Genomic DNA, 17,743 nt, shown 5'->3' on the forward strand with positions numbered 1-17,743 from the left:
AGGAGGTCGAAGGTGCCGCGGGTGAGTTCCTCGCGGGTGTGGGCCCGGTACGCGGGTGTGGCGCGGTGGGTGTCGGCCTTCATGGCTGGTGCTCCGTCCGTTGGGGAGGGGTGGCTGGTGCACGTACCTGAACGGACTCCGCGTTTCAGGCTGGTGTCGACTGAATAATACGACAATGCCGAACGATGCCCAAGGTTGGCCGCCCCTGGTTCTGAATTCCGCCTTCTCGGCGGTGCTGGGGGATGTTGCACCAGTGACTGCAGTGACACGGTGGAGTGAGGGTGTCGCCAGTGGTACACGGTATGCGGCATTGTCGCACACTGCGGGTCTGTGGAGCCGTCGAGGGGCCGAGATCTGGAATCCAGCCTCTCGAAAGACGACATCCCGGTTTCCGGAACGGAATCAGGGCCTGGATTCCGGGTTCCCCGGATTGCCCTACAGGGCGGGCGTTCCCGGTTCTACGATGAGCCCCATCATGGCCACTAGGTACTCTCCAACCATCCGGCGACGCCGCCTGTCCGCCGAGCTCCGCCGGATCCGGCTCGCCGCGCGCAAGACCGGCGAAGAGGTCGCCGCCGACGCCGGTCTGTCCAAGTCCACCTACTCCAACATCGAGTCGGGGGTGAAGAAGAGGCCCACGGTCGCCGAGGTCAAGGCGGTCCTGGAGGCCTGCGAGGTCCGTCCCGGGCGCGAGTTCGACGAGATTCTCGACCTGTGCCGCCAGTCCCTGGAACGCGGCTGGTGGACCCGCTACCGCGACGTCCTCGCCGCGCGCTTCGTCGGCTTCGAGACCGAGGCGAGCGCGATCACCACCTGGCAGCCCATCATGATCCCCGGGCTCCTCCAGGTGCCCGAGTACATGAAGATCAACGCCCAGGCCTGTCTGGCCGGCCCCCAGGAGATCCGGAGGGCCATCGACGCCCGCATGACCCGTCAGCGCATCCTGGAGGACCAGGATCCTCCCCGGCTGTGCGCGATCTTCGACGAGGGCTCCCTGCTGCGCCTGAAGGACCACCCGCGGACCAAGCGCGCCCAGGTCGAGCACCTCCTGGAGATGGCGCGGCGCCCCAACGTCACCGTGCAGATGACGCGTGCGGACCGGCTCAACCCCGGAAGCGGTGGCTCGTGCGTGGTGCTGGAGTTCCCCGATCCCATCGACCCCACGGTCGTGTTCCTGGAGACCGTCACCGACGGCATCTACCTGGAGGAGCCGGACGAGGTGGCCCGCTACCAGAACCTGATGGACCACCTGCGCCTGGTGGCCCTTCGCCCGGCGGAGACCCTGGACCACCTGCGCGACGTACACCTGGACTGATGAGGACGGGGCGCCCGATCGAGGTCGGACGCCCCCACGGCGTTTCGGCCGCGGTTCCCCGGGATCAGCCGCCGAATCCGGTCAGCTTCCAGATCCAGGCACCGATCACACCGCCGATGAGGGGACCGACGATCGGGACCCAGGAGTACCCCCAGTCGGAGGGGCCCTTGCCGGCGATGGGCAGCAGGGCGTGCGCGATACGCGGGCCCAGGTCACGGGCCGGGTTGATGGCGTAACCGGTGGGGCCGCCGAGGGACAGGCCGATCGCCAGCACCAACAGACCCACCATCAGCGGGGCCAGACCGTTGGCGAACAGATCGGACAGTTGGACACCGCCGTCCGACGACACCGCGTCGGCGTTGGCGCCGATACCGAGGATTCCCAGGAGCAGCAGGGCGGTGCCGATGATCTCCGTGACCATGTTGAGGAGCGGCTTGCGCACCGCCGGGGCTGTGGAGAACACGCCCAGCTTGGTGGCCTGGTCCTCGGTGTGCTCCCAGTGCGGGAGGTAGACCAGGTACACCAGGACGGCGCCGACGAAACCGCCGGCCACCTGCGCGGCGATGTAACCGGGCACCAGCGCCCACTCGAAGTCGCCGATACCGGCCAGGCCCAGCGTGACCGCCGGGTTGATGTGCGCGCCGCTGGTGGTGCCGACGACGTAGACGGCCATGGCGACCGCCATGCCCCAGCCGAGCGTCACGACGATCCAGCCGCCGTTCAGGGCCTTGGACCGGGCCAGGGATACACCCGCGACGACACCACAGCCCAAAAGGGTGAGGATCGCGGTTCCGATGAATTCTGCGAGATAGACCATGGGGATCTCCGCCCCTGGGGGGGCAGCCGGGTCACGGGTGACGTCCGCCGATGCGGCGGGCTCCTGGGCGGAGCCTCGTCGACACGGGCATAATCGGACACACCCGTCACGGTTGGATGGGTAGGGGCACCAGTTCGGTGTCCCCGATCCGCGCCCCAGGGGTTCCAGTTCGCGCTAGGCCCCTGGGGCGCGGTCATGCACGTGGATCGGACGCCGGACGTCCGCCCCCGTCACTTGACGTCTTCGTGCTCCACCCAGTCCAGGGTGCGCCGAACGGCCTTGTTCCAGTTGTGGTACTCGCGCTCGCGGACAGCCGGCTCCATCTTCGGGCTCCACTCGGCGGCCTTGTGCCAGTTGGCGCGCAGGGTCTCGATGTCGGGCCAGTAGCCCACGGCCAGACCGGCCGCGTAGGCGGCGCCCAAACACGTGGTCTCGGCGACCATCGGGCGGACCACCTCGGCGTCCAGGACGTCGGACAGGATCTGCATCAGCAGGTTGTCCGCGGTCATGCCACCGTCGACCTTCAGGGTGGTCAGGTCGATCCGGGAGTCGGCGTTCATGGCGTCGACGACCTCGCGGGTCTGCCAGGCCGAGGCCTCCAGGACGGCGCGCGCGATGTGACCCTTGTTCACGTAACCGGTCAGGCCGGCGATGACACCGCGGGCGTCGCTGCGCCAGTGCGGGGCGAACAGGCCGGAGAAGGCCGGAACGATGTAGCAGCCGCCGTTGTCGTCCACGGTGCGGGCCAGGGTCTCGATCTCCGGGGCGGAGGTGATGAGGCCGAGGTTGTCGCGCAGCCACTGCACCAGCGAACCGGTGACCGCTACGGAGCCCTCCAGGGCGTAGACCGCGGGGGCGTCCCCGATCTTGTAACCCAGCGTGGTGAGCAGGCCGTTCTCGGATTTGATGGGCTCGGTGCCGGTGTTCATGACCAGGAACGTGCCGGTGCCGTAGGTGCCCTTGACGTCACCCGGGTCGAAGCAGGTCTGGCCGAACAACGCGGCGTGCTGATCGCCGAGCGAGGAGGCGACCGGCGTGCCGGCCAGGTAGCCGTTGGACTCGCCGTAGACCTCGGAGGAGGAGCGGATCTGCGGGAGCAGGCTCGCCGGGATGTCCATGGCGGCCAGGATCTCCTCGTCCCAGGCCAGCGTCTCCAGGTTCATCAACATGGTGCGGCTGGCGTTGGTGACGTCGGTGATGTGCTTGCCGGTCAGCTTCCAGATCAGCCAGGTGTCCATGGTGCCGAACAGCAGTTCACCGCGGTCGGCGCGCTCGCGGACCCCCTCGACGTTGTCGAGCAGCCAGCGGATCTTGGGGCCGGAGAAGTAGGTGGCCAGCGGCAGACCGCACTTGGGGCGGAAGCGGTCCTGGCCCTCCTCACCGCCGAGCTCGCGAGCGAGGTCGTCGGTACGGGTGTCCTGCCAGACGATCGCGTTGTAGACCGGCTCGCCGGTCTCTTTGTCCCAGATCAGCGTGGTCTCGCGCTGGTTGGTGATGCCGATGGCGGCGATCTCGTCGGGGGAGATGTCGCTCTTTTCCAGCGACTTCTGGACGACGGCCTCGACGTTGGTCCAGATCTCCAGGGCGTCGTGTTCCACCCAACCCGGCTTGGGGAAGATCTGGCGGTGCTCACGTTGATCGACCGAGACGATGCGCCCGTCCTGGTCGAAGAGGATGCAGCGGCTCGACGTGGTGCCCTGGTCGATCGCGGCGATGTACTGCTGGCTCATCGGTCTCGCCTTCAGATGGACGTGGATGGGGACGGGGGGTCGGAACGTGCGTTTCAGCGGTCATTCCCGCATGGCGTACGACAATGACGTATGATTAGGCGTTAGTTTCGACTGTGTTTCCTTCCCATGTCAAGGGCGCGTGACGCAATCGTGTCGCGTGAGTCACAGACCCTGGACCCCACCATCTCAGGCGAAGGCGGACACCAGAAGAGCACCACTCCGGAAAAGCGGGCGAGTGGTGTTCGTGCGACCGGGGTCGGAAGCGCGCTCGTGGCGGGCCTCAGTACGGGGTCACGCCCAGGTCGCGGGAGATCGCGCGGGCAGCGTCGCGGATGTAGGAGACCTGCTCCATGTCGGGCCTGCCGGCCTCGTCGCGCAGACGCTCGACCGCGCCGCGGATTCCGATCGCGCCGACGGTCACTCCGCGCCGATCACGGATGGGCGCGGCTATGGACACCTCGCCGTCGACGAGTTCCTCCGCCTCCCAGCCCCAGCCCTGTTCCCGGATCTCGTCCAGCCCTGCCTCCAGGTCGGCCATGGTGGTGACCGTGTGGCGGGTGAAGGCGGTGAGTTCCACGGGCGAGTCGGTCTCCACCGCGGCCACCTCCTCCGGGACCGCCAGGGGGTCGAAGGCCATGAGGACCTTGCCGACGGCCGTCGCGTGCAACGGCAACAATGTGCCCACGTCCAGGGTCTGGCGGGAGGAGTCGGGGCGGAAGACGTGGTGCACCACCAGTACCTGGTGCTTGTGCAGGGTGCCGATGCGCACGCTCTCCCCGCTTCGGGAGGCGAGGGTGTCCGCCCAGTTCAGAGCCCGGGTCCGCAGTTCGTTGCCGTCCAGGTAGCGGGTGCCCAGGCTGAGCATGCCCCCGCCGAGGCGGTAGCGGCTCGACTCGGGGTCCTGTTCCACGAATCCCACGTGTTGCAGGGTGCGAAGGATGCCCAGGGCCGTTCCCTTGGGCAGTTGGAGGGAACGGGAGATCTCCGCCAGGCTCAGTCCCCGGGCGCCACTGGCCAGGAGCCGAAGGATCGCGGCGGCGCGTTCGATGGACTGGATTCTTCCCGGCATTGCGGTGCTACCACTCTCTAGTACGACAATGTCATACGCCAGATGCTACTACGCGATGTGACGCTCGACACCTGCCGGCCCCGGGGTCGCGGCGGAGTCGGGCCAGTGTACCGAGGGCCCCACCCCGCTGACCTGCGGCCGGATCCGGTCAGAGTTCGGCGACGGCCTTCGCGATCGCCTTCGCCGCGTCCTCGATGTCGCTGTCGGTGATCTCCAGGCTCACGACCATCCGGACCCGGTCACCGCCGCCCAACGTACGCACCCCCTGCGCGGCGAACGCCTCGATGTACCGACCGGCCTCGCCTTCGGGGGTGGTCACCAGCACCATGTTGGTCTGCGCCACCGCGTCCAGACCGGGCAGGTCGTTCAGGAGTTCGGCCAGGCGAGCGGCCCGCTCGTGGTCCTCCGGCATGCGTTCGCGGTGGTGGCGCAGCGCGTACAGGGCGCCCGCCGCGATGATGCCGACCTGACGCATACCGCCGCCGAGCAGCTTGCGGCCGCGCCGGGCCCGCCGGATCGTGTCCGCGTCGCCGGCCACCGCCGAACCCACCGGGGCACCCAGGCCCTTGGAGAAGCACACCGACACCGTGTCGAAGCCCTCGGCGACCTCGGCCGGCTCCACCTCCAGGTGGGCGGCGGCGTTCCACAACCGCGCCCCGTCCAGGTGCGCCTTCAACCCGTGGGCGTGCGCGAACCCGGTGATCCGCCGCTGCTCCGCCAACGGCACCACCCGACCGGAGAAGGTGTTCTCCAACCACAGCAGGGCGAGGTCCGCGCGATGCATCTCGCCCAGCCCGGTGAGCCACCCCTCCAGCAGTTCCCGCGCGGGGAACGGGTCACCCGAGTACAGCTTCGGCAGGACCCGGGAGAGTACGATCGCGGCGCCCTGTTCGTCGCCGATGAGGTGGTGGTCCTCGTGCGCCCACACCTCCTCGCCGCTGCGGCTGGACACCCACAGGCCCAGTTGGTTGGCCATGTGACCGGAGGCGACGTAGAGGGCGGCCTCCTTGCCGAGCAGGGCGGCCGTCTCTTCCTCCAGCTCACGCACGGTGGGGTCCTCGCCCCACACGTCGTCGCCGACCTCCGCCCCGGCCATGGCCAGGCGCATCTCCTTCGTGGGACGGGTGAGGGTGTCCGAACGCAGGTCGATCATGAGGGTCTCCCCCGGGGTGGCTGAGGTGGGTATGGCCATGACGATACTCGGCGCCTCGTCGCGGTGGCCTGCCCGCCCGGTGTGGGTCAGCCCTCGTCCGCCAGGCTCAGGGGGGCGTCGCCGTCGTGCAGCGCGTAGCGGCGGTACCAGGAGTCCAGGGTTCGGGGTCCGTGGCCGTCCAGCCGGGCCAGGATCTCGCGGGTGAACTCGACCGGTGCCGTCGCGGCGGCGGTGACCAGGTCCCCGTCGGTGACGGCCAACCGGGCCAGGTAGCGGTGACCGCCCGCGTAACCGGTGGTCGTGACGAGGTCCTCCCGGCACACCCCGGTGTGGTCCCGGTGGTCGAGAAGGCCCTCGCGTGCGAGGCCGACCGTGGCCGATCCGATCGCCCCGACCGGAACCCCGGCGTCCAGGAAGATGCCGGCGGCGGAGGCCAAGGGGGCCATGACCTCGGGGGAGTGGTCCCAGGCTTCCGATCCGGGGAGCACCAGCATCGCGCTCGCCGAGGGCATGAGCTGCGGCAACGTGAGGTCGGGCAGGAGGGCGAGGCCACCGGCGGTGGTCACGGGCGCTCCGGTCAGGCCCACGGTGACGATTTCGCGGCTCCCGAGCCCGAGCGGACCCAACCCCGAACGCACGTGTGCGACCGCGTGGCCGTACTGCCAGTCGGCCATCTGGTCGTAAACAGCGAGGTGCAGGGAGGTACGGAGCTCTGCGTTCATGGCAAGAGGTTGAAGTCTGGGAGGGCAGGGTGTCAATTTACGGATACCGGGGCTCTGGTGTCTGCTGCGCTCGCTTTCGGTTTTATTCGTTAGTGCCGTGAAAATACCGGTCTGGTGGTTCGGGTGGTGGCTTGTCCGGATGGTCACGGGGGATGAACCCGGAGGTCGCAGCGGTGAGGGCCGGTCATGGTCGCGAAGACGATGAGGGATGCGGCCGACCGGTCGGTTGCGGACGGCGATGTGGACCGCGCTCGCCCACAGGACGACGGCGGCGGACACGGTCATGGCCGCGATCGGGGCCTGACTCAGGTTCCCCCGGCCCGCCACCGCCCAGATGAAGGCGAAGACGCTGAGGATGATGATCCCTTGGCGTCGGATCCGGTCGTCCAGTCGTTGAAGCTCCGTGGTCGCAGGCACGCGCTCGCCCTATGGGGCGGGGAGCGCCGTTTCCGCGCCGTGGGCAAGGCCGGTTCCGGCCGGCGCGACCCGCGAGCACCGATTTCAGGCCTGTGACCTGCGTCTCCATCACAGAACCTCACCGGGGCGTTCACATGACCTCACAAATGGTATTACCATTCTCGGAGCCTGGTTCAAGAGCAGGTCACGGCGGTACCCGGTGTCCGCCACGTCCAACCCCGCCCACTGGAAGGCTCCGTCGTGGAGAACTTCGAACCCGTCTACGGCACGGGTCCCCTCCTCGGGATCGCGGCGGGCGCCATCGCGCTCCTGCTGTTCCTGATCATCCGCTTCAAACTGCACGCCTTCATCGCGCTGGTCCTGGTCAGCGTGATCACCGCCCTCGCCGCCGGTATCCCGGTCGCCGGGGTGGTGCCCACCCTCCTGGACGGTTTCGGCGGAACGCTCGCCGGCGTCGCCCTCCTGGTCGGCCTCGGCGTGATGATCGGCCGTCTGCTGGAGATCACCGGCGGAGCGGCCGTCCTGGCCGGCGCCCTCATCAAGCTGTTCGGCGAGAAGCGCGCGCCGCTGGCACTGGGTGTGGCCTCGCTGCTGTTCGGCTTCCCGATCTTCTTCGACGTCGGCCTCGTCGTGATGCTGCCGATCGTCTTCAGCGTCGCCCGCCGCGTGGGCGGCTCCGTGCTGCTCTACGCCCTGCCCACCGCGGGCGCGTTCGCGGTGATGCACGCGTTCGTCCCGCCGCACCCCGGTCCGGTCACCGCCGCCGTCGAGATCGGCGCCGACATGGGCCTGACCCTGCTCGTCGGCGCCATCCTGGCCATCCCCACCTGGTATCTGGCCAGCTACCTGTTCGGCGTGTGGGCGGGCAAGCGCTGGGAGATCCCCGTCCCGGACGACATCATGTCCGACGGGGAGGTCGCGCACGAGAACCCGCCGCACCTGGCGACCGTCATCAGCGTCCTCCTCCTGCCGATGCTGCTGATCTTCGCCAACACCGGCTTCACCACCCTCGCCGCCACCGGCGCGGTGTCCGAGGACGCCACGTGGGTGCAGGCCATGCGCCTGGTCGGCGAGACCCCCATCGCCCTGCTCATCACCGTCGTCTACGCGATGGTCGTGCTCAGCAAGGGCCGCTTCACCCGAGGACGGGTGGAGGAGATCGTCGGCGGGGCGCTCGGCCCGGTCTGCGCCATCATCCTCATCACCGGTGCCGGCGGCATGTTCGGCGGGGTCCTGCGCACCAGCGGTATCGGTGACGCCCTCGCCGACAGCCTGGAGTCCACGGGCATGCCGGTCATCCTCGCGGCGTTCATCATCGCCCTGGCCCTGCGCGTGGCCCAGGGTTCGGCCACCGTCGCCATCACCACCGCCGCGGGCCTCATCGCTCCGGCGGTGCAGGCCACCTCGGGGCTGAGCTCCATCGACCTGGCCCTGATCGTGATCGCCATCGCCTCCGGAGCCACGGCCCTGTCGCACGTCAACGACTCCGGCTTCTGGCTGGTCGGCCGCTTCCTGGGCATGGACGTCAAGACCACGCTGAAGACCTGGACCGTGATGGAGACCCTGATCGGCTTCATCGGCTTCGGGCTCGCCTTCGGTCTGTCCCTGGTCCTGTAGGTGGAGCGGGCCATGGTCACCGGGCGACCCGACCGCGACTCACCCCTGCGAGGGGTGGGTGTCCTTCAGCGCGTCGGCGACCTCGGTGACGATGGCCCGCATCGCCGCCTCCGCCACGTCCGGCAGGCCGTCCCGGATGGCCTGCGCCACCGCGGTGTGCAGGCGCAACGCCTCCGGGCGGGGCTGGTGCGGCATCAGGTCGTAGGAGGTGCGGCCGACCAGGACCTCGGTCACCACGTCCGAGAGACCGGCCAGCATCTCGTTGCCGGACAGTTCCAGGATGCGCCGGTGGAACGTGACGTCCAGGTCCATGAACGTGTCGAGCCTGCCGGCCCGACCGGTCAGAGTCATCTGTTCGGCCAGCACCACCAGCTGGGCCCGCTCGTCGGCGGGGCCGCGCTCGGCGGCCAACGCGGCGGCGCCGGGCTCCACGGCCGCGCGCAGTTCGTTCAGGGACCGGAGCTGGTCCATACGGGCGTCCCCGGCCAGGCGCCAACGGATCAGCTGCGGATCGAACACGCTCCAGTCGCGCTGGGGCCGGACCCGGATGCCGGTGCGGGGGCGGCTGATCACCAGCCCCATGGACTCCAGGACCCGCACCGCCTCGCGGGCGACCGTCCGGGAGACCCCGAATCCCTCCTCCAACCCGCTCAGCGTGAAGGTGTGGCCGCAGGCGTACTCGCCGGCGGCGATCGCCGGGCCGAGCACCGCCAGCACCCGGTTGTGCAACGTGCGGTGCGTCGTGCCCATCGGTGGTCCCTCGTACTTCCCGGTTCTACTGCTTCGGCCGCGATGGGCCGGGGGTCAGCCTGAAGCCTAACGGGAACGATTGATAACACTATTGGTGGTGCCGCCGAGGGGCGGGCCACGAGACGGAGAGACCATGCACTTTGTCTTCATGGGTGTGTCCGGTAGCGGCAAGACGAGTGTGGCCGAGCGGGTCGCGGGCCGTCTCGGATCGCCCTTCGCCGAGGCGGACGACTTCCACCCCGAGGCCAACATCCGAAAGATGGAGTCGGGGGTGCCTCTGACCGACGAGGACCGAGGACCATGGCTGCGTGAACTGGCCCGCTGGATCGGTGAGCACGACGCCCTGGGCGAGTCCACCGTGATGGCCTGTTCCGCGCTCAAGCGCGACTACAGGGACCTGCTGAGGGCCGGGGCGTTGGAGGTGCACTTCCTCCACCTGCACGGAACGGAGGAGGTGATCTGGGAACGGCTCGACGCCCGAGAGGGCCACTTCATGCCGTCGGGGCTGCTGCTCTCCCAGCTGGAGACCCTGGAGCGGCTCGACCCGGACGAGGCGGGCCGGGAACTCGACGTTCGCGACGACCTGGACACGCTGACGTCGCAGGCCCTGGAGTACGTGGGGGAGCGGACCGGGGTCACAGGGGTCTGATCCGGGCCGCGCCGTTATGTCACGCTCCGACCACGGTCCGTTGTGTGGCATTGCTCCACTTGTGCAGTCGGGCGCGGCACGCGACCCTGTTCGTCATGCAAGACTCCCAACCGTCCCCCACCACCACCGCGTCCCGACCCTTCAGTGTGGTTCCCCCGCCTCGGAAGAGCCTTCTGGCCGCGGGGCACCCGGGAGTGCGGCCCCCGCTGGACGTGCGGCAGACCTGTGTCCTGATGTTCGTCGCCGCGGTCCTGTACGGCCTGCTCGCCTACCTGGTCGGGAGCATGCTGTCCGAAGGCGTCCACGCGAGCGTGACGACCGAGTTGTGGCTGCTGCTCGCGATGACGGTCCTGGTCGGCCTCGGCCTGGTCGCGCTGGCACTGCCGGTCCGTCGGGCCGGTCACGTGCTCTGGCGGGCCTCCCAGGTCGGTTCGCTGTTCGCCTTCGGTACCGCGCTGTTCACGCTGTTCCTGGCGGCTCGGCTCGCCGACACCCCGCTGATGCTGGCGGGGATCGTGGCGGCGCTCTTCGCGATCGTCCTCAACATCGCGCTGTGGAGCACCGGCGTGCGCCGCTGGTGCCACGAGTAGTACCGGATCCTTCCACTTCGACAACGGGCCCGGCGGTTCGTCCGCCGGGCCCTTCCTCATGTCCGGTCAGTCGTCATCGTCGCCGTCGGCCAGGACGTGCAGCCGGGCCAGGTGCTCACCGTCGTCCTCGCCGTGACGGGCGACGTACACCTCTCGGGCCTCGTCCGCGACGTCGCCGATCTCGTCCTCGAAGCCGTAGTCGATGAGATCGTCCAGGAGGTCGAGGGCACGGTGGAGGGGATCGTCCTCGTCGTCCGTCTCGTCCTCGTCGGGCAGGTGCGCGTTGACCAGGGACAGCACGGCGGCGCGTGCCTCCTCGACCGCGCTCTCCGCGCCGGCGGCACCGCTCAGGCGGATGCGGGTGATGGGGTCCTCGTCGGCGATCAGCATGAGCTGTTCGGTGAGCCAGGCGCTGTCCTGACCTTCGAGGAACGCGGTGAGGGACGCGTCGTCCAGGGGTGTGTCCATTCGCAGATCATAGGGCTCTTGGAAGGGTCCCCGGTTCGAAACGGACATCGTGTCGGAAAAGTTAAATCATCCTATGACCGGACAGCTTTTTGGGAATGTGCCGAACCGCGTACTCAGAGTCATGTCATTCGGGTTTCCGTTGCCCCCTTTAAGACCCCGAACAGTTGAACACCTGGGCGCGAAAAACCGAGCTATGGATCACGGCACAGATCTGAAACGGTTGTATTAATACCCAGCCGTCTATCTTCCCAGGGGGTCGTAACCCGGTTTAGGGTCCACAGCAATCGTTCTGGGCCTCAACCCCACGTCCCCCTGAGGTGGACCACATGTTCACGAAGTCTTCTCGAAAGCCGCTCGGCCTCGTGGCCGTCGCGGCGTCACTCACCCTGGTGGCGACAGCCTGTGCGGAGAGTGACCGCGGCTCCGGCGACGGCGAGCAGCCGTTCGTCTTCGGGGCCGCGGGTGACATCACGTCACTGGACCCCTTCCTCACCAACGACGGCGAGACCTACCGTTACAGCCGGCAGGTCTTCGAAACCCTTCTGGACCACGAATCCGGTGGTTCGGAAATCGTCGGTGGTCTCGCCGAGACCTGGGAACAGTCCGAGGACGGAACCGTCTGGACCTTCAACCTCCGCGACAACGTCACCTTCCACGACGGCGACGAATTGAACGCCGAGGTCGTCTGCGCCAACTTCGATCGCTGGAACAACCTGACCGGCGCCTACCAGAGCTCCAACCTGTCCTACTACTGGCAGGCGATCTTCGGCGGATTCGCCGAGCCCGACGAGGACTTCAGCACCGGTGAGTCCCGTTACGTCTCCTGCGACGCCGAGGACGAGCTCACCGCCGTCATCGAGATCTCCGATTACTCCTCGATCTTCCCCGGCGGATTCAGCCTCGCCGCCTTCGGCATCATGAGCCCCACCACCCTGGAGACCATGGAGGGCCAGGAGGTCACCGGTGAAGAGGGCAACCTGACCCTCCCCGACTTCGCCCAGAACGCCGGCTCCCTCGCCGGCACCGGTCCGTTCACCGTCGAGGAGTGGAACCAGGACCAGGCCGAGGTCACCCTCAACCGGTACGACGACTACTGGGGCGACCCGGCGGGCTTCGAGACCATGATCCTACGGGGCATCCCCGACGAGACCGCCCGCCGCCAGGCGCTGGAGGCCGGTGACATCCAGGGCTACGACCTGGTCGCCCCGGCCGACGTCGCGCCGCTGGAGGACGCCGGTTTCCAGGTGCCCACCCGTGACGTGTTCAACGTCCTGTACCTGGCCTACCAACAGGAGAGCCACGAGGCGCTCGCCGAGATGGAGGTCCGTGAGGCCCTCTCCCACGCGGTGGACCGCCAGCGCATCGTCGACACCATCCTCCCCGAGGGCGGTGAGGTCGCCACGCAGTTCCACCCGGACACCCTCGACGGTTGGTCCGGGGACGTGAGGACCTTCGACTACGACCCGGAGAAGGCCCGCGAGATGCTCGCCGACGCCGGGTACGAGGACGGCTTCGACGTCGAGTTCTGCTACCCGACCGAGGTCACCCGCCCCTACATGCCCGCTCCCAAGGACATCTTCGACGTCATCACCGAAGACCTCCAGGAGATCGGCGTCACCGTGGAGGCCACCCCCTACGAGTGGTCCGTCTACTCCGGCCAGGTCGACAGCGGCAACTGCCCGATGTACCTGCTCGGCTGGACCGGTGACTACAACGACGCCTACAACTTCATCGGCACCTGGTTCTCCACGCACAACGACGCGTGGGGCATGGACGAGGAAGAGCTCTTCGACAAGATGACCGAGGTGAGCACCAACCCCGACGAGGAAGAGCGCGTCGCCGGTTACCAGGAGCTCAACGAGATGGTCATGGACGCCCTGCCGGGCCTGCCCATCTCCAGCTCCCCGCCCTCGATCGCCTTCTCTTCCGACATCGAACCGCCCAACGTCAGCCCGCTGACGCAGGAGAACTTCGCCGAAGCCTCCTGGAAGTAGTGGCTCCGCCGGGCCCGACCGCGACGTCGGTCGGGCCCGGCCCCACGGGCGCCCCATGGCGGTGTCCCCCCGTCGCCACGCCTCCCCCCCGGGGCGATCCCCCGATCACTCGAACCTCCCACCACTGGCGAAAGGCGGCGAAGGTGCTGCGATTCATCGTCAGGCGACTCCTACAGCTCATCCCGACACTGGGTGGCCTGTCGATCCTGCTGTTCGTCTGGCTCCAACGGCTGCCGGGCGGGCCGGAGTACGCCCTCCTCCCCGACGACGCGACCCCCGAACAGCGTGCGATGCTGCGGCGGTCGCTCGGCCTGGACGAACCACTCATGGTTCAGTACCTGGCCTTCCTGCGCCGAATCGCCCAGGGCGACCTCGGAACCTCGCTCCAGACCTCACGTCCGGTCCTGGACGAGTTCCTCCTCAGGTTTCCGGCGACCTTCGAGCTGGGCGTGACCGCGATCCTCATCGCCGTCATCATCGGACTTCCGCTCGGCTACCTCGCCGCGCGCCGCCGCGGTACCGTTTTGGACTTCGCCGCCGTCGGCGGTTCCCTTCTGGGCATCTGCACCCCGGTCTTCTTCCTCGCCTTCATCCTCAAGGTGGTCTTCGCCGAGGGCATGGGGTGGTTCCCCTCGGCCTTCCGACTCGCTCCGGGGCTCACCCGCACCGACATCACCGGGTTCGTCGTCCTGGACGGCGTCATGACCCGTGAATGGGACGTGGTCTGGGACGCGCTCGCCCACCTGGCCCTGCCGGGGCTGGCGCTGGCGTCCATCCCGTTGGCCGTCATCACCCGTATGACCAGGGCGAGCGTCCTGGAGGTGATGGAGGAGGACTACGTGCGCACGGCCAACGCCAAGGGCCTGCACCGGACCACGGTCCGCACCCGCCACGTGCTGCGCAACGCCCTGCTGCCGGTGGTCACCGCCGTCGGTCTGCTCACGGGCAGCCTCTTCGCCGGCGCCGTCCTCACCGAGAGCGTGTTCGCCTTCCCCGGCATCGGTTCGTTCGTGTACATCGCCACCCAGGAACGCGACTATCCGGTCCTGACCGGGTTCATCCTGCTCATCGCCACCATGTACGTGTTCATCAACCTCCTGGTCGACATCTCGTACAGCCTCCTCGACCCGAGAGTGCGGGCCCAGTGATGCCTACGACACCGAGCTCCCAAAGCCCCTCCGAGACCGAAGAGACGACGCCCCTCCACAAGCGCAAGGCCGCCAAGGTCGACCGGCTCGCCGAACTCATGGGCGACCGGGGCGACGACGGCCACGGCGCCGGGATCTGGCGCGAGGCCTTCGGTCGCATGCGGCGCAGCCCCATGGCGATCAGCGGTGCGATCATCGTCGTCGTGTTCTTGCTGGTGGCGCTGTTCTCCCCGCTCATCGCCCCCTACAGCCCCACATCACAGGCCTGGGGCAGCGAGGTCTTCCCCAACCGCAACGAGTTCGTCGGACCACGCGCGGAGAACTGGCTGGGCCTGGACCACCTCGGCCGGGACATGTTCTCCCGGATGGTGATCGGCGCCCGCCAGACACTCATGGTCGGTGTGGTCGCCACCTTCGTCGGTTTCCTGTTCGGCGCGCTGCTCGGCGGCGTCGCCGGTGCCTGCACGGTCCTCGGCGGCCGGTGGGGGCGTCAGGTCGACAACGTCGTCATGCGCGTCATCGACATGATGCTCGCGCTACCGTCCCTGCTGCTCGCCGTCACCGTCGCCGCGCTCGTCGGACCCAGCCTGACCACCGTCATGCTCGCGGTCGGTATCGCCCAGATCCCGATCTTCGCCCGGCTGCTGCGCGGCGCGATGATCTCCCAGGGCAACCGCGAGTACGTGCTGGCCGCGCAGGCCATGGGCGTGCGCAACCACAAGATCGCCCTGACGCACATCCTGCCCAACTCCATGGGGCCGGTTCTCGTCCAGTCCACGCTCACCCTGGCGACCGCCATCATCGACGCGGCCGCACTGTCCTACCTGGGCCTGGGCAACCCCGACGCGAACTTCCCGGAGTGGGGCACGATGCTCTCCGAGGCCCAGCGGTTCCTGTCCAGCGCCCCCTCCCTGGCCGTCTATCCGGCCCTGGGGATCATCATCACCGCGCTCGGCTTCACCCTCCTCGGGGAGTCCCTGCGTGAGGCGCTCGACCCGAAGTTGAGGAAGTGACCATGAGTTCCAGCACCCCGCTGTTGGCGGTGGACGAGCTGTCCGTGGTGTTCCACCGGCGCGGGTCCGGTGAAACGCGCGCCGTCGACGGGGTCTCCTTCAGCCTGGAGGAAGGCCGCGTCACGGGTCTGGTCGGCGAGTCCGGCTGCGGCAAGAGCGTCACCTCCCTGGCCCTGATGGGGCTCCTCCCGGACCGGGGGGTCAAGGTCGGTGGCAGCGCCGTCATGCAACTGCCCGACGGGGAGACGGACCTGCTCCGTCTCTCCCAACGCCGTCTGCGGGACCTGCGCGGATCCCAGATGGCGATGATCTTCCAGGACCCGCTCAGCTCGCTCAACCCGGTGGTCCCCATCGGCCTGCAGGTCACCGAGATCCTCAAGCGACACCGGGGGATGCGCGGGGCCGCCGCCCGTAAGGAGGCCGCCGACCTGCTGTACCGGGTGGGCATCCCCGACCCCACCAGAAGGCTCAACGAATACCCGCACCAACTGTCCGGCGGAATGCGTCAGCGCGCGCTCATCGCCATGGCGGTGGCCTGCAAGCCCCGCCTGATGATCGCGGACGAACCCACCACCGCCCTGGACGTCACCATCCAGGCGCAGATCCTGGAGCTGCTCAAGGACCTGGTCACCGAGGAGGGCACCGCCCTGCTCATGATCACCCACGACCTGGGCGTGGTGGCCGGCCTGTGCGACGACATCAACGTCCTGTACGCCGGGCGGGCGGTGGAGACCGCGCCGCGTGAACCGTTGTTCGCCGACCCCACACACCCGTACACCGTGGGACTGCTCGGGTCCATCCCGAGGCTCGACGCTCCACGCGGGGAACCGCTCACCCCGGTGCGCGGTTCGGTCAACGACAACATCGCCTGGGCGGACGGCTGCGCGTTCGCGCCCCGCTGCGACCACTACACGATGGAGTGCCTCCAGGGGCCGCCCCCTCTCGTGACCATGGCGAACGGCGACGGCGGCGGACACGTCCACCGCTGTGTCAACCCCATCGAGCACGCGGAAGTGGTGGACCGGGCCGTCCTGGACAGCTCGACCGTTGCCGCTGAAGACGAGGAGGAGCGGGGATGAGCCTGCTGGAGATCAAGGACCTCAAGGTCCACTTCCCGATCAAGCGCGGCGTGCTCATCGACCGCACCATCGGGCACGTCCAAGCCGTCGACGGTGTTTCGCTGCGCGTCGAGAAGGGCCAGACCTACGGCCTCGTCGGCGAATCCGGATGCGGCAAGACCACCCTGGGGCGGGCCGTCCTGCGCCTGAACCAGATCACCGACGGCGAAGTGTGGTTCGGCGGGCGCGACCTCGCCGGACTCGACTCCGAGTCCATGCGTCGCGAACGCGCCAACCTCCAGATGGTCTTCCAGGACCCGCTGGGAAGCCTCAACCCGAGGCAGACCATCGGCGCCATCCTCATGGAGGGGCTGGAGACCCACGGTATCGGCGGGCCCGAGGAGTTCCCCGAGGGCACCACCGCAAAGGACCGCCGTCGACTGATCAAGGAGGACCGGCAGGCCCGCGTCGTCGACGCCCTGGAACGGGTGGGTCTGTCCGCCAAGGCGCTCAAGCGCTACCCGCACGAGTTCTCCGGCGGCCAGCGCCAGCGCATCGGCATCGCCCGGGCACTGGTCCTGCAGCCGGACCTGATCATCTGCGACGAACCCGTCTCCGCGCTGGACGTGTCCATCCAGGCGCAGGTGCTCAACCTCCTGGAGGAACTCCAGGACGAGATGGGGCTGACGTACCTGGTGATCGCCCACGACCTCGCGGTCGTGCGGCACGTCAGCGACGTCGTCGGGGTGATGTACCTGGGTTCGCTGGTGGAAGAGGCCACCAGCGACGAGATGTACGAGACCCCGATGCACCCCTACACCCGTTCGCTGATGTCGGCGGTGCCGGTCCCCGACCCCACGGTCGAGGATTCCCGTGAGCGGATCCTGCTCGCCGGCGACCTGCCCTCGCCCGCGAACCCGCCGACGGGCTGCCGGTTCCACACCCGGTGCCCCTGGCGCCAGGAGGAGCTCTGCGACACCGAACGACCCGAGCTGCGCGCGCTGAAGAGCGGTACCCACCGGGTGGCCTGCCACTACGCCGAGCAGATCCTGTCCGGTGAGATCCAGCCCAGCGAGGAACGGGCCGAACGGATCGTGCACGGCGCGAGCTGAGTGAACGCGAAAGCGCGGGTGCCCCGGCGTGGTGGGGGCGCCCGCGCTTTCGTGTGCGGGGTGTGCCGGGAGGTTGGAGGCGCCTTGGGTCGTGGGTCTTTGGGTGGTCTGGTGGGGTGGG

General features: G+C 68.5%; 16 protein-coding genes. 9 read left to right on the plus strand and 7 right to left on the minus strand.

Translation table 11 applies throughout. The annotated features are described in order from the left end of the window. The first annotated feature begins 463 nt into the window (after positions 1 to 463). Positions 464 to 1,315, plus strand: a complete 852-nt coding sequence (locus K8V84_RS21355) for a helix-turn-helix transcriptional regulator (RefSeq protein ID WP_304077851.1) — start codon at positions 464 to 466, stop codon at positions 1,313 to 1,315. A gap of 64 nt (positions 1,316 to 1,379) precedes the next feature. Here K8V84_RS21355 and K8V84_RS21360 read toward each other — a convergent pair whose 3' ends face one another. From K8V84_RS21360 to K8V84_RS21380, 5 genes are all read right to left on the minus strand, one after another. Then, positions 1,380 to 2,132: an MIP/aquaporin family protein gene (locus K8V84_RS21360; RefSeq protein WP_304077854.1), complete on the minus strand. Its 753-nt coding sequence runs from the start codon at positions 2,130 to 2,132 to the stop codon at positions 1,380 to 1,382. A 230-nt stretch (positions 2,133 to 2,362) separates the two neighbouring features. After that, positions 2,363 to 3,862 carry a glycerol kinase GlpK gene (gene glpK / locus K8V84_RS21365; protein ID WP_304077857.1) on the minus strand — a complete coding sequence of 500 codons (1,500 nt, stop codon included), beginning with the start codon at positions 3,860 to 3,862 and terminating at the stop codon, positions 2,363 to 2,365. A 280-nt stretch (positions 3,863 to 4,142) separates the two neighbouring features. Next, entirely contained in the window at positions 4,143 to 4,931 is a 789-nt protein-coding gene (locus K8V84_RS21370) for an IclR family transcriptional regulator (RefSeq protein ID WP_304077861.1), read from the minus strand. A gap of 148 nt (positions 4,932 to 5,079) precedes the next feature. After that, the gene (locus K8V84_RS21375; protein WP_304077897.1) at positions 5,080 to 6,084 is read right to left on the minus strand and encodes a low specificity L-threonine aldolase; all 1,005 of its coding nucleotides are present in this window, start codon (positions 6,082 to 6,084) and stop codon (positions 5,080 to 5,082) included. Between the two features lie 86 nt (positions 6,085 to 6,170). Then, positions 6,171 to 6,806, minus strand: coding sequence for a DJ-1/PfpI family protein (locus K8V84_RS21380; RefSeq protein ID WP_304077863.1), 636 nt, complete (start codon positions 6,804 to 6,806; stop codon positions 6,171 to 6,173). A 657-nt stretch (positions 6,807 to 7,463) separates the two neighbouring features. Between K8V84_RS21380 and K8V84_RS21385 the strand changes: the two genes are divergently transcribed. Next, positions 7,464 to 8,840, plus strand: a complete 1,377-nt coding sequence (locus tag K8V84_RS21385; RefSeq protein ID WP_304077865.1) for a GntP family permease — start codon at positions 7,464 to 7,466, stop codon at positions 8,838 to 8,840. 39 nt (positions 8,841 to 8,879) lie between these two features. On the opposite strand, the gene K8V84_RS21390 is transcribed toward K8V84_RS21385, so the two are convergent. After that, entirely contained in the window at positions 8,880 to 9,590 is a 711-nt protein-coding gene (locus K8V84_RS21390; protein ID WP_304077868.1) for a FadR/GntR family transcriptional regulator, read from the minus strand. 133 nt (positions 9,591 to 9,723) lie between these two features. On the opposite strand from K8V84_RS21390, the gene K8V84_RS21395 reads away from it, so the two are divergent. Both K8V84_RS21395 and K8V84_RS21400 read left to right on the plus strand, forming a co-directional pair. Continuing rightward, a complete protein-coding gene (locus tag K8V84_RS21395) occupies positions 9,724 to 10,239 on the plus strand; it encodes a gluconokinase (RefSeq protein WP_304077871.1) in 516 nt (171 codons plus the stop codon). 95 nt (positions 10,240 to 10,334) lie between these two features. Continuing rightward, positions 10,335 to 10,829, plus strand: a complete 495-nt coding sequence (locus K8V84_RS21400) for a hypothetical protein (protein ID WP_304077874.1) — start codon at positions 10,335 to 10,337, stop codon at positions 10,827 to 10,829. A 66-nt stretch (positions 10,830 to 10,895) separates the two neighbouring features. On the opposite strand, the gene K8V84_RS21405 is transcribed toward K8V84_RS21400, so the two are convergent. After that, positions 10,896 to 11,297, minus strand: a complete 402-nt coding sequence (locus K8V84_RS21405) for a hypothetical protein (protein ID WP_304077877.1) — start codon at positions 11,295 to 11,297, stop codon at positions 10,896 to 10,898. 326 nt (positions 11,298 to 11,623) lie between these two features. Here K8V84_RS21405 and K8V84_RS21410 point away from each other — a divergent pair, with 326 nt between their 5' ends. From K8V84_RS21410 to K8V84_RS21430, 5 genes are all read left to right on the plus strand, one after another. Then, positions 11,624 to 13,291: an ABC transporter substrate-binding protein gene (locus K8V84_RS21410; RefSeq protein ID WP_304077880.1), complete on the plus strand. Its 1,668-nt coding sequence runs from the start codon at positions 11,624 to 11,626 to the stop codon at positions 13,289 to 13,291. 143 nt (positions 13,292 to 13,434) lie between these two features. Continuing rightward, positions 13,435 to 14,439: an ABC transporter permease gene (locus K8V84_RS21415; protein WP_304077883.1), complete on the plus strand. Its 1,005-nt coding sequence runs from the start codon at positions 13,435 to 13,437 to the stop codon at positions 14,437 to 14,439. Continuing rightward, the gene (locus tag K8V84_RS21420; RefSeq protein ID WP_304077888.1) at positions 14,439 to 15,452 is read left to right on the plus strand and encodes an ABC transporter permease; all 1,014 of its coding nucleotides are present in this window, start codon (positions 14,439 to 14,441) and stop codon (positions 15,450 to 15,452) included. The genes K8V84_RS21415 and K8V84_RS21420 overlap by 1 nt, the downstream gene beginning before the upstream one ends. A gap of 2 nt (positions 15,453 to 15,454) precedes the next feature. Next, positions 15,455 to 16,531, plus strand: a complete 1,077-nt coding sequence (locus tag K8V84_RS21425; RefSeq protein WP_304077891.1) for an ABC transporter ATP-binding protein — start codon at positions 15,455 to 15,457, stop codon at positions 16,529 to 16,531. After that, positions 16,528 to 17,622, plus strand: a complete 1,095-nt coding sequence (locus K8V84_RS21430; RefSeq protein ID WP_304077894.1) for an ABC transporter ATP-binding protein — start codon at positions 16,528 to 16,530, stop codon at positions 17,620 to 17,622. Before K8V84_RS21425 ends, K8V84_RS21430 begins: the two co-directional genes overlap by 4 nt. The last annotated feature ends 121 nt before the right edge of the window (positions 17,623 to 17,743 follow it).

Origin of the sequence: Nocardiopsis listeri (assembly GCF_020741345.1) — a bacterium.
Taxonomy (GTDB): domain Bacteria; phylum Actinomycetota; class Actinomycetes; order Streptosporangiales; family Streptosporangiaceae; genus Nocardiopsis; species Nocardiopsis listeri_A.

Coding starts and splice junctions, on each gene's coding strand:
- glpK (WP_304077857.1), bottom strand. CDS start 3,862: ATGAGCCAGCAGTACATCGCCGCGATCGACCAGGGCACCACGTCGAGC.
- K8V84_RS21380 (WP_304077863.1), bottom strand. CDS start 6,806: ATGAACGCAGAGCTCCGTACCTCCCTGCACCTCGCTGTTTACGACCAG.
- K8V84_RS21425 (WP_304077891.1), top strand. CDS start 15,455: ATGAGTTCCAGCACCCCGCTGTTGGCGGTGGACGAGCTGTCCGTGGTG.
- K8V84_RS21420 (WP_304077888.1), top strand. CDS start 14,439: ATGCCTACGACACCGAGCTCCCAAAGCCCCTCCGAGACCGAAGAGACG.
- K8V84_RS21355 (WP_304077851.1), top strand. CDS start 464: ATGAGCCCCATCATGGCCACTAGGTACTCTCCAACCATCCGGCGACGC.
- K8V84_RS21360 (WP_304077854.1), bottom strand. CDS start 2,132: ATGGTCTATCTCGCAGAATTCATCGGAACCGCGATCCTCACCCTTTTG.
- K8V84_RS21430 (WP_304077894.1), top strand. CDS start 16,528: ATGAGCCTGCTGGAGATCAAGGACCTCAAGGTCCACTTCCCGATCAAG.
- K8V84_RS21395 (WP_304077871.1), top strand. CDS start 9,724: ATGCACTTTGTCTTCATGGGTGTGTCCGGTAGCGGCAAGACGAGTGTG.
- K8V84_RS21410 (WP_304077880.1), top strand. CDS start 11,624: ATGTTCACGAAGTCTTCTCGAAAGCCGCTCGGCCTCGTGGCCGTCGCG.
- K8V84_RS21400 (WP_304077874.1), top strand. CDS start 10,335: ATGCAAGACTCCCAACCGTCCCCCACCACCACCGCGTCCCGACCCTTC.
- K8V84_RS21390 (WP_304077868.1), bottom strand. CDS start 9,590: ATGGGCACGACGCACCGCACGTTGCACAACCGGGTGCTGGCGGTGCTC.
- K8V84_RS21370 (WP_304077861.1), bottom strand. CDS start 4,931: ATGCCGGGAAGAATCCAGTCCATCGAACGCGCCGCCGCGATCCTTCGG.
- K8V84_RS21375 (WP_304077897.1), bottom strand. CDS start 6,084: ATGATCGACCTGCGTTCGGACACCCTCACCCGTCCCACGAAGGAGATG.
- K8V84_RS21405 (WP_304077877.1), bottom strand. CDS start 11,297: ATGGACACACCCCTGGACGACGCGTCCCTCACCGCGTTCCTCGAAGGT.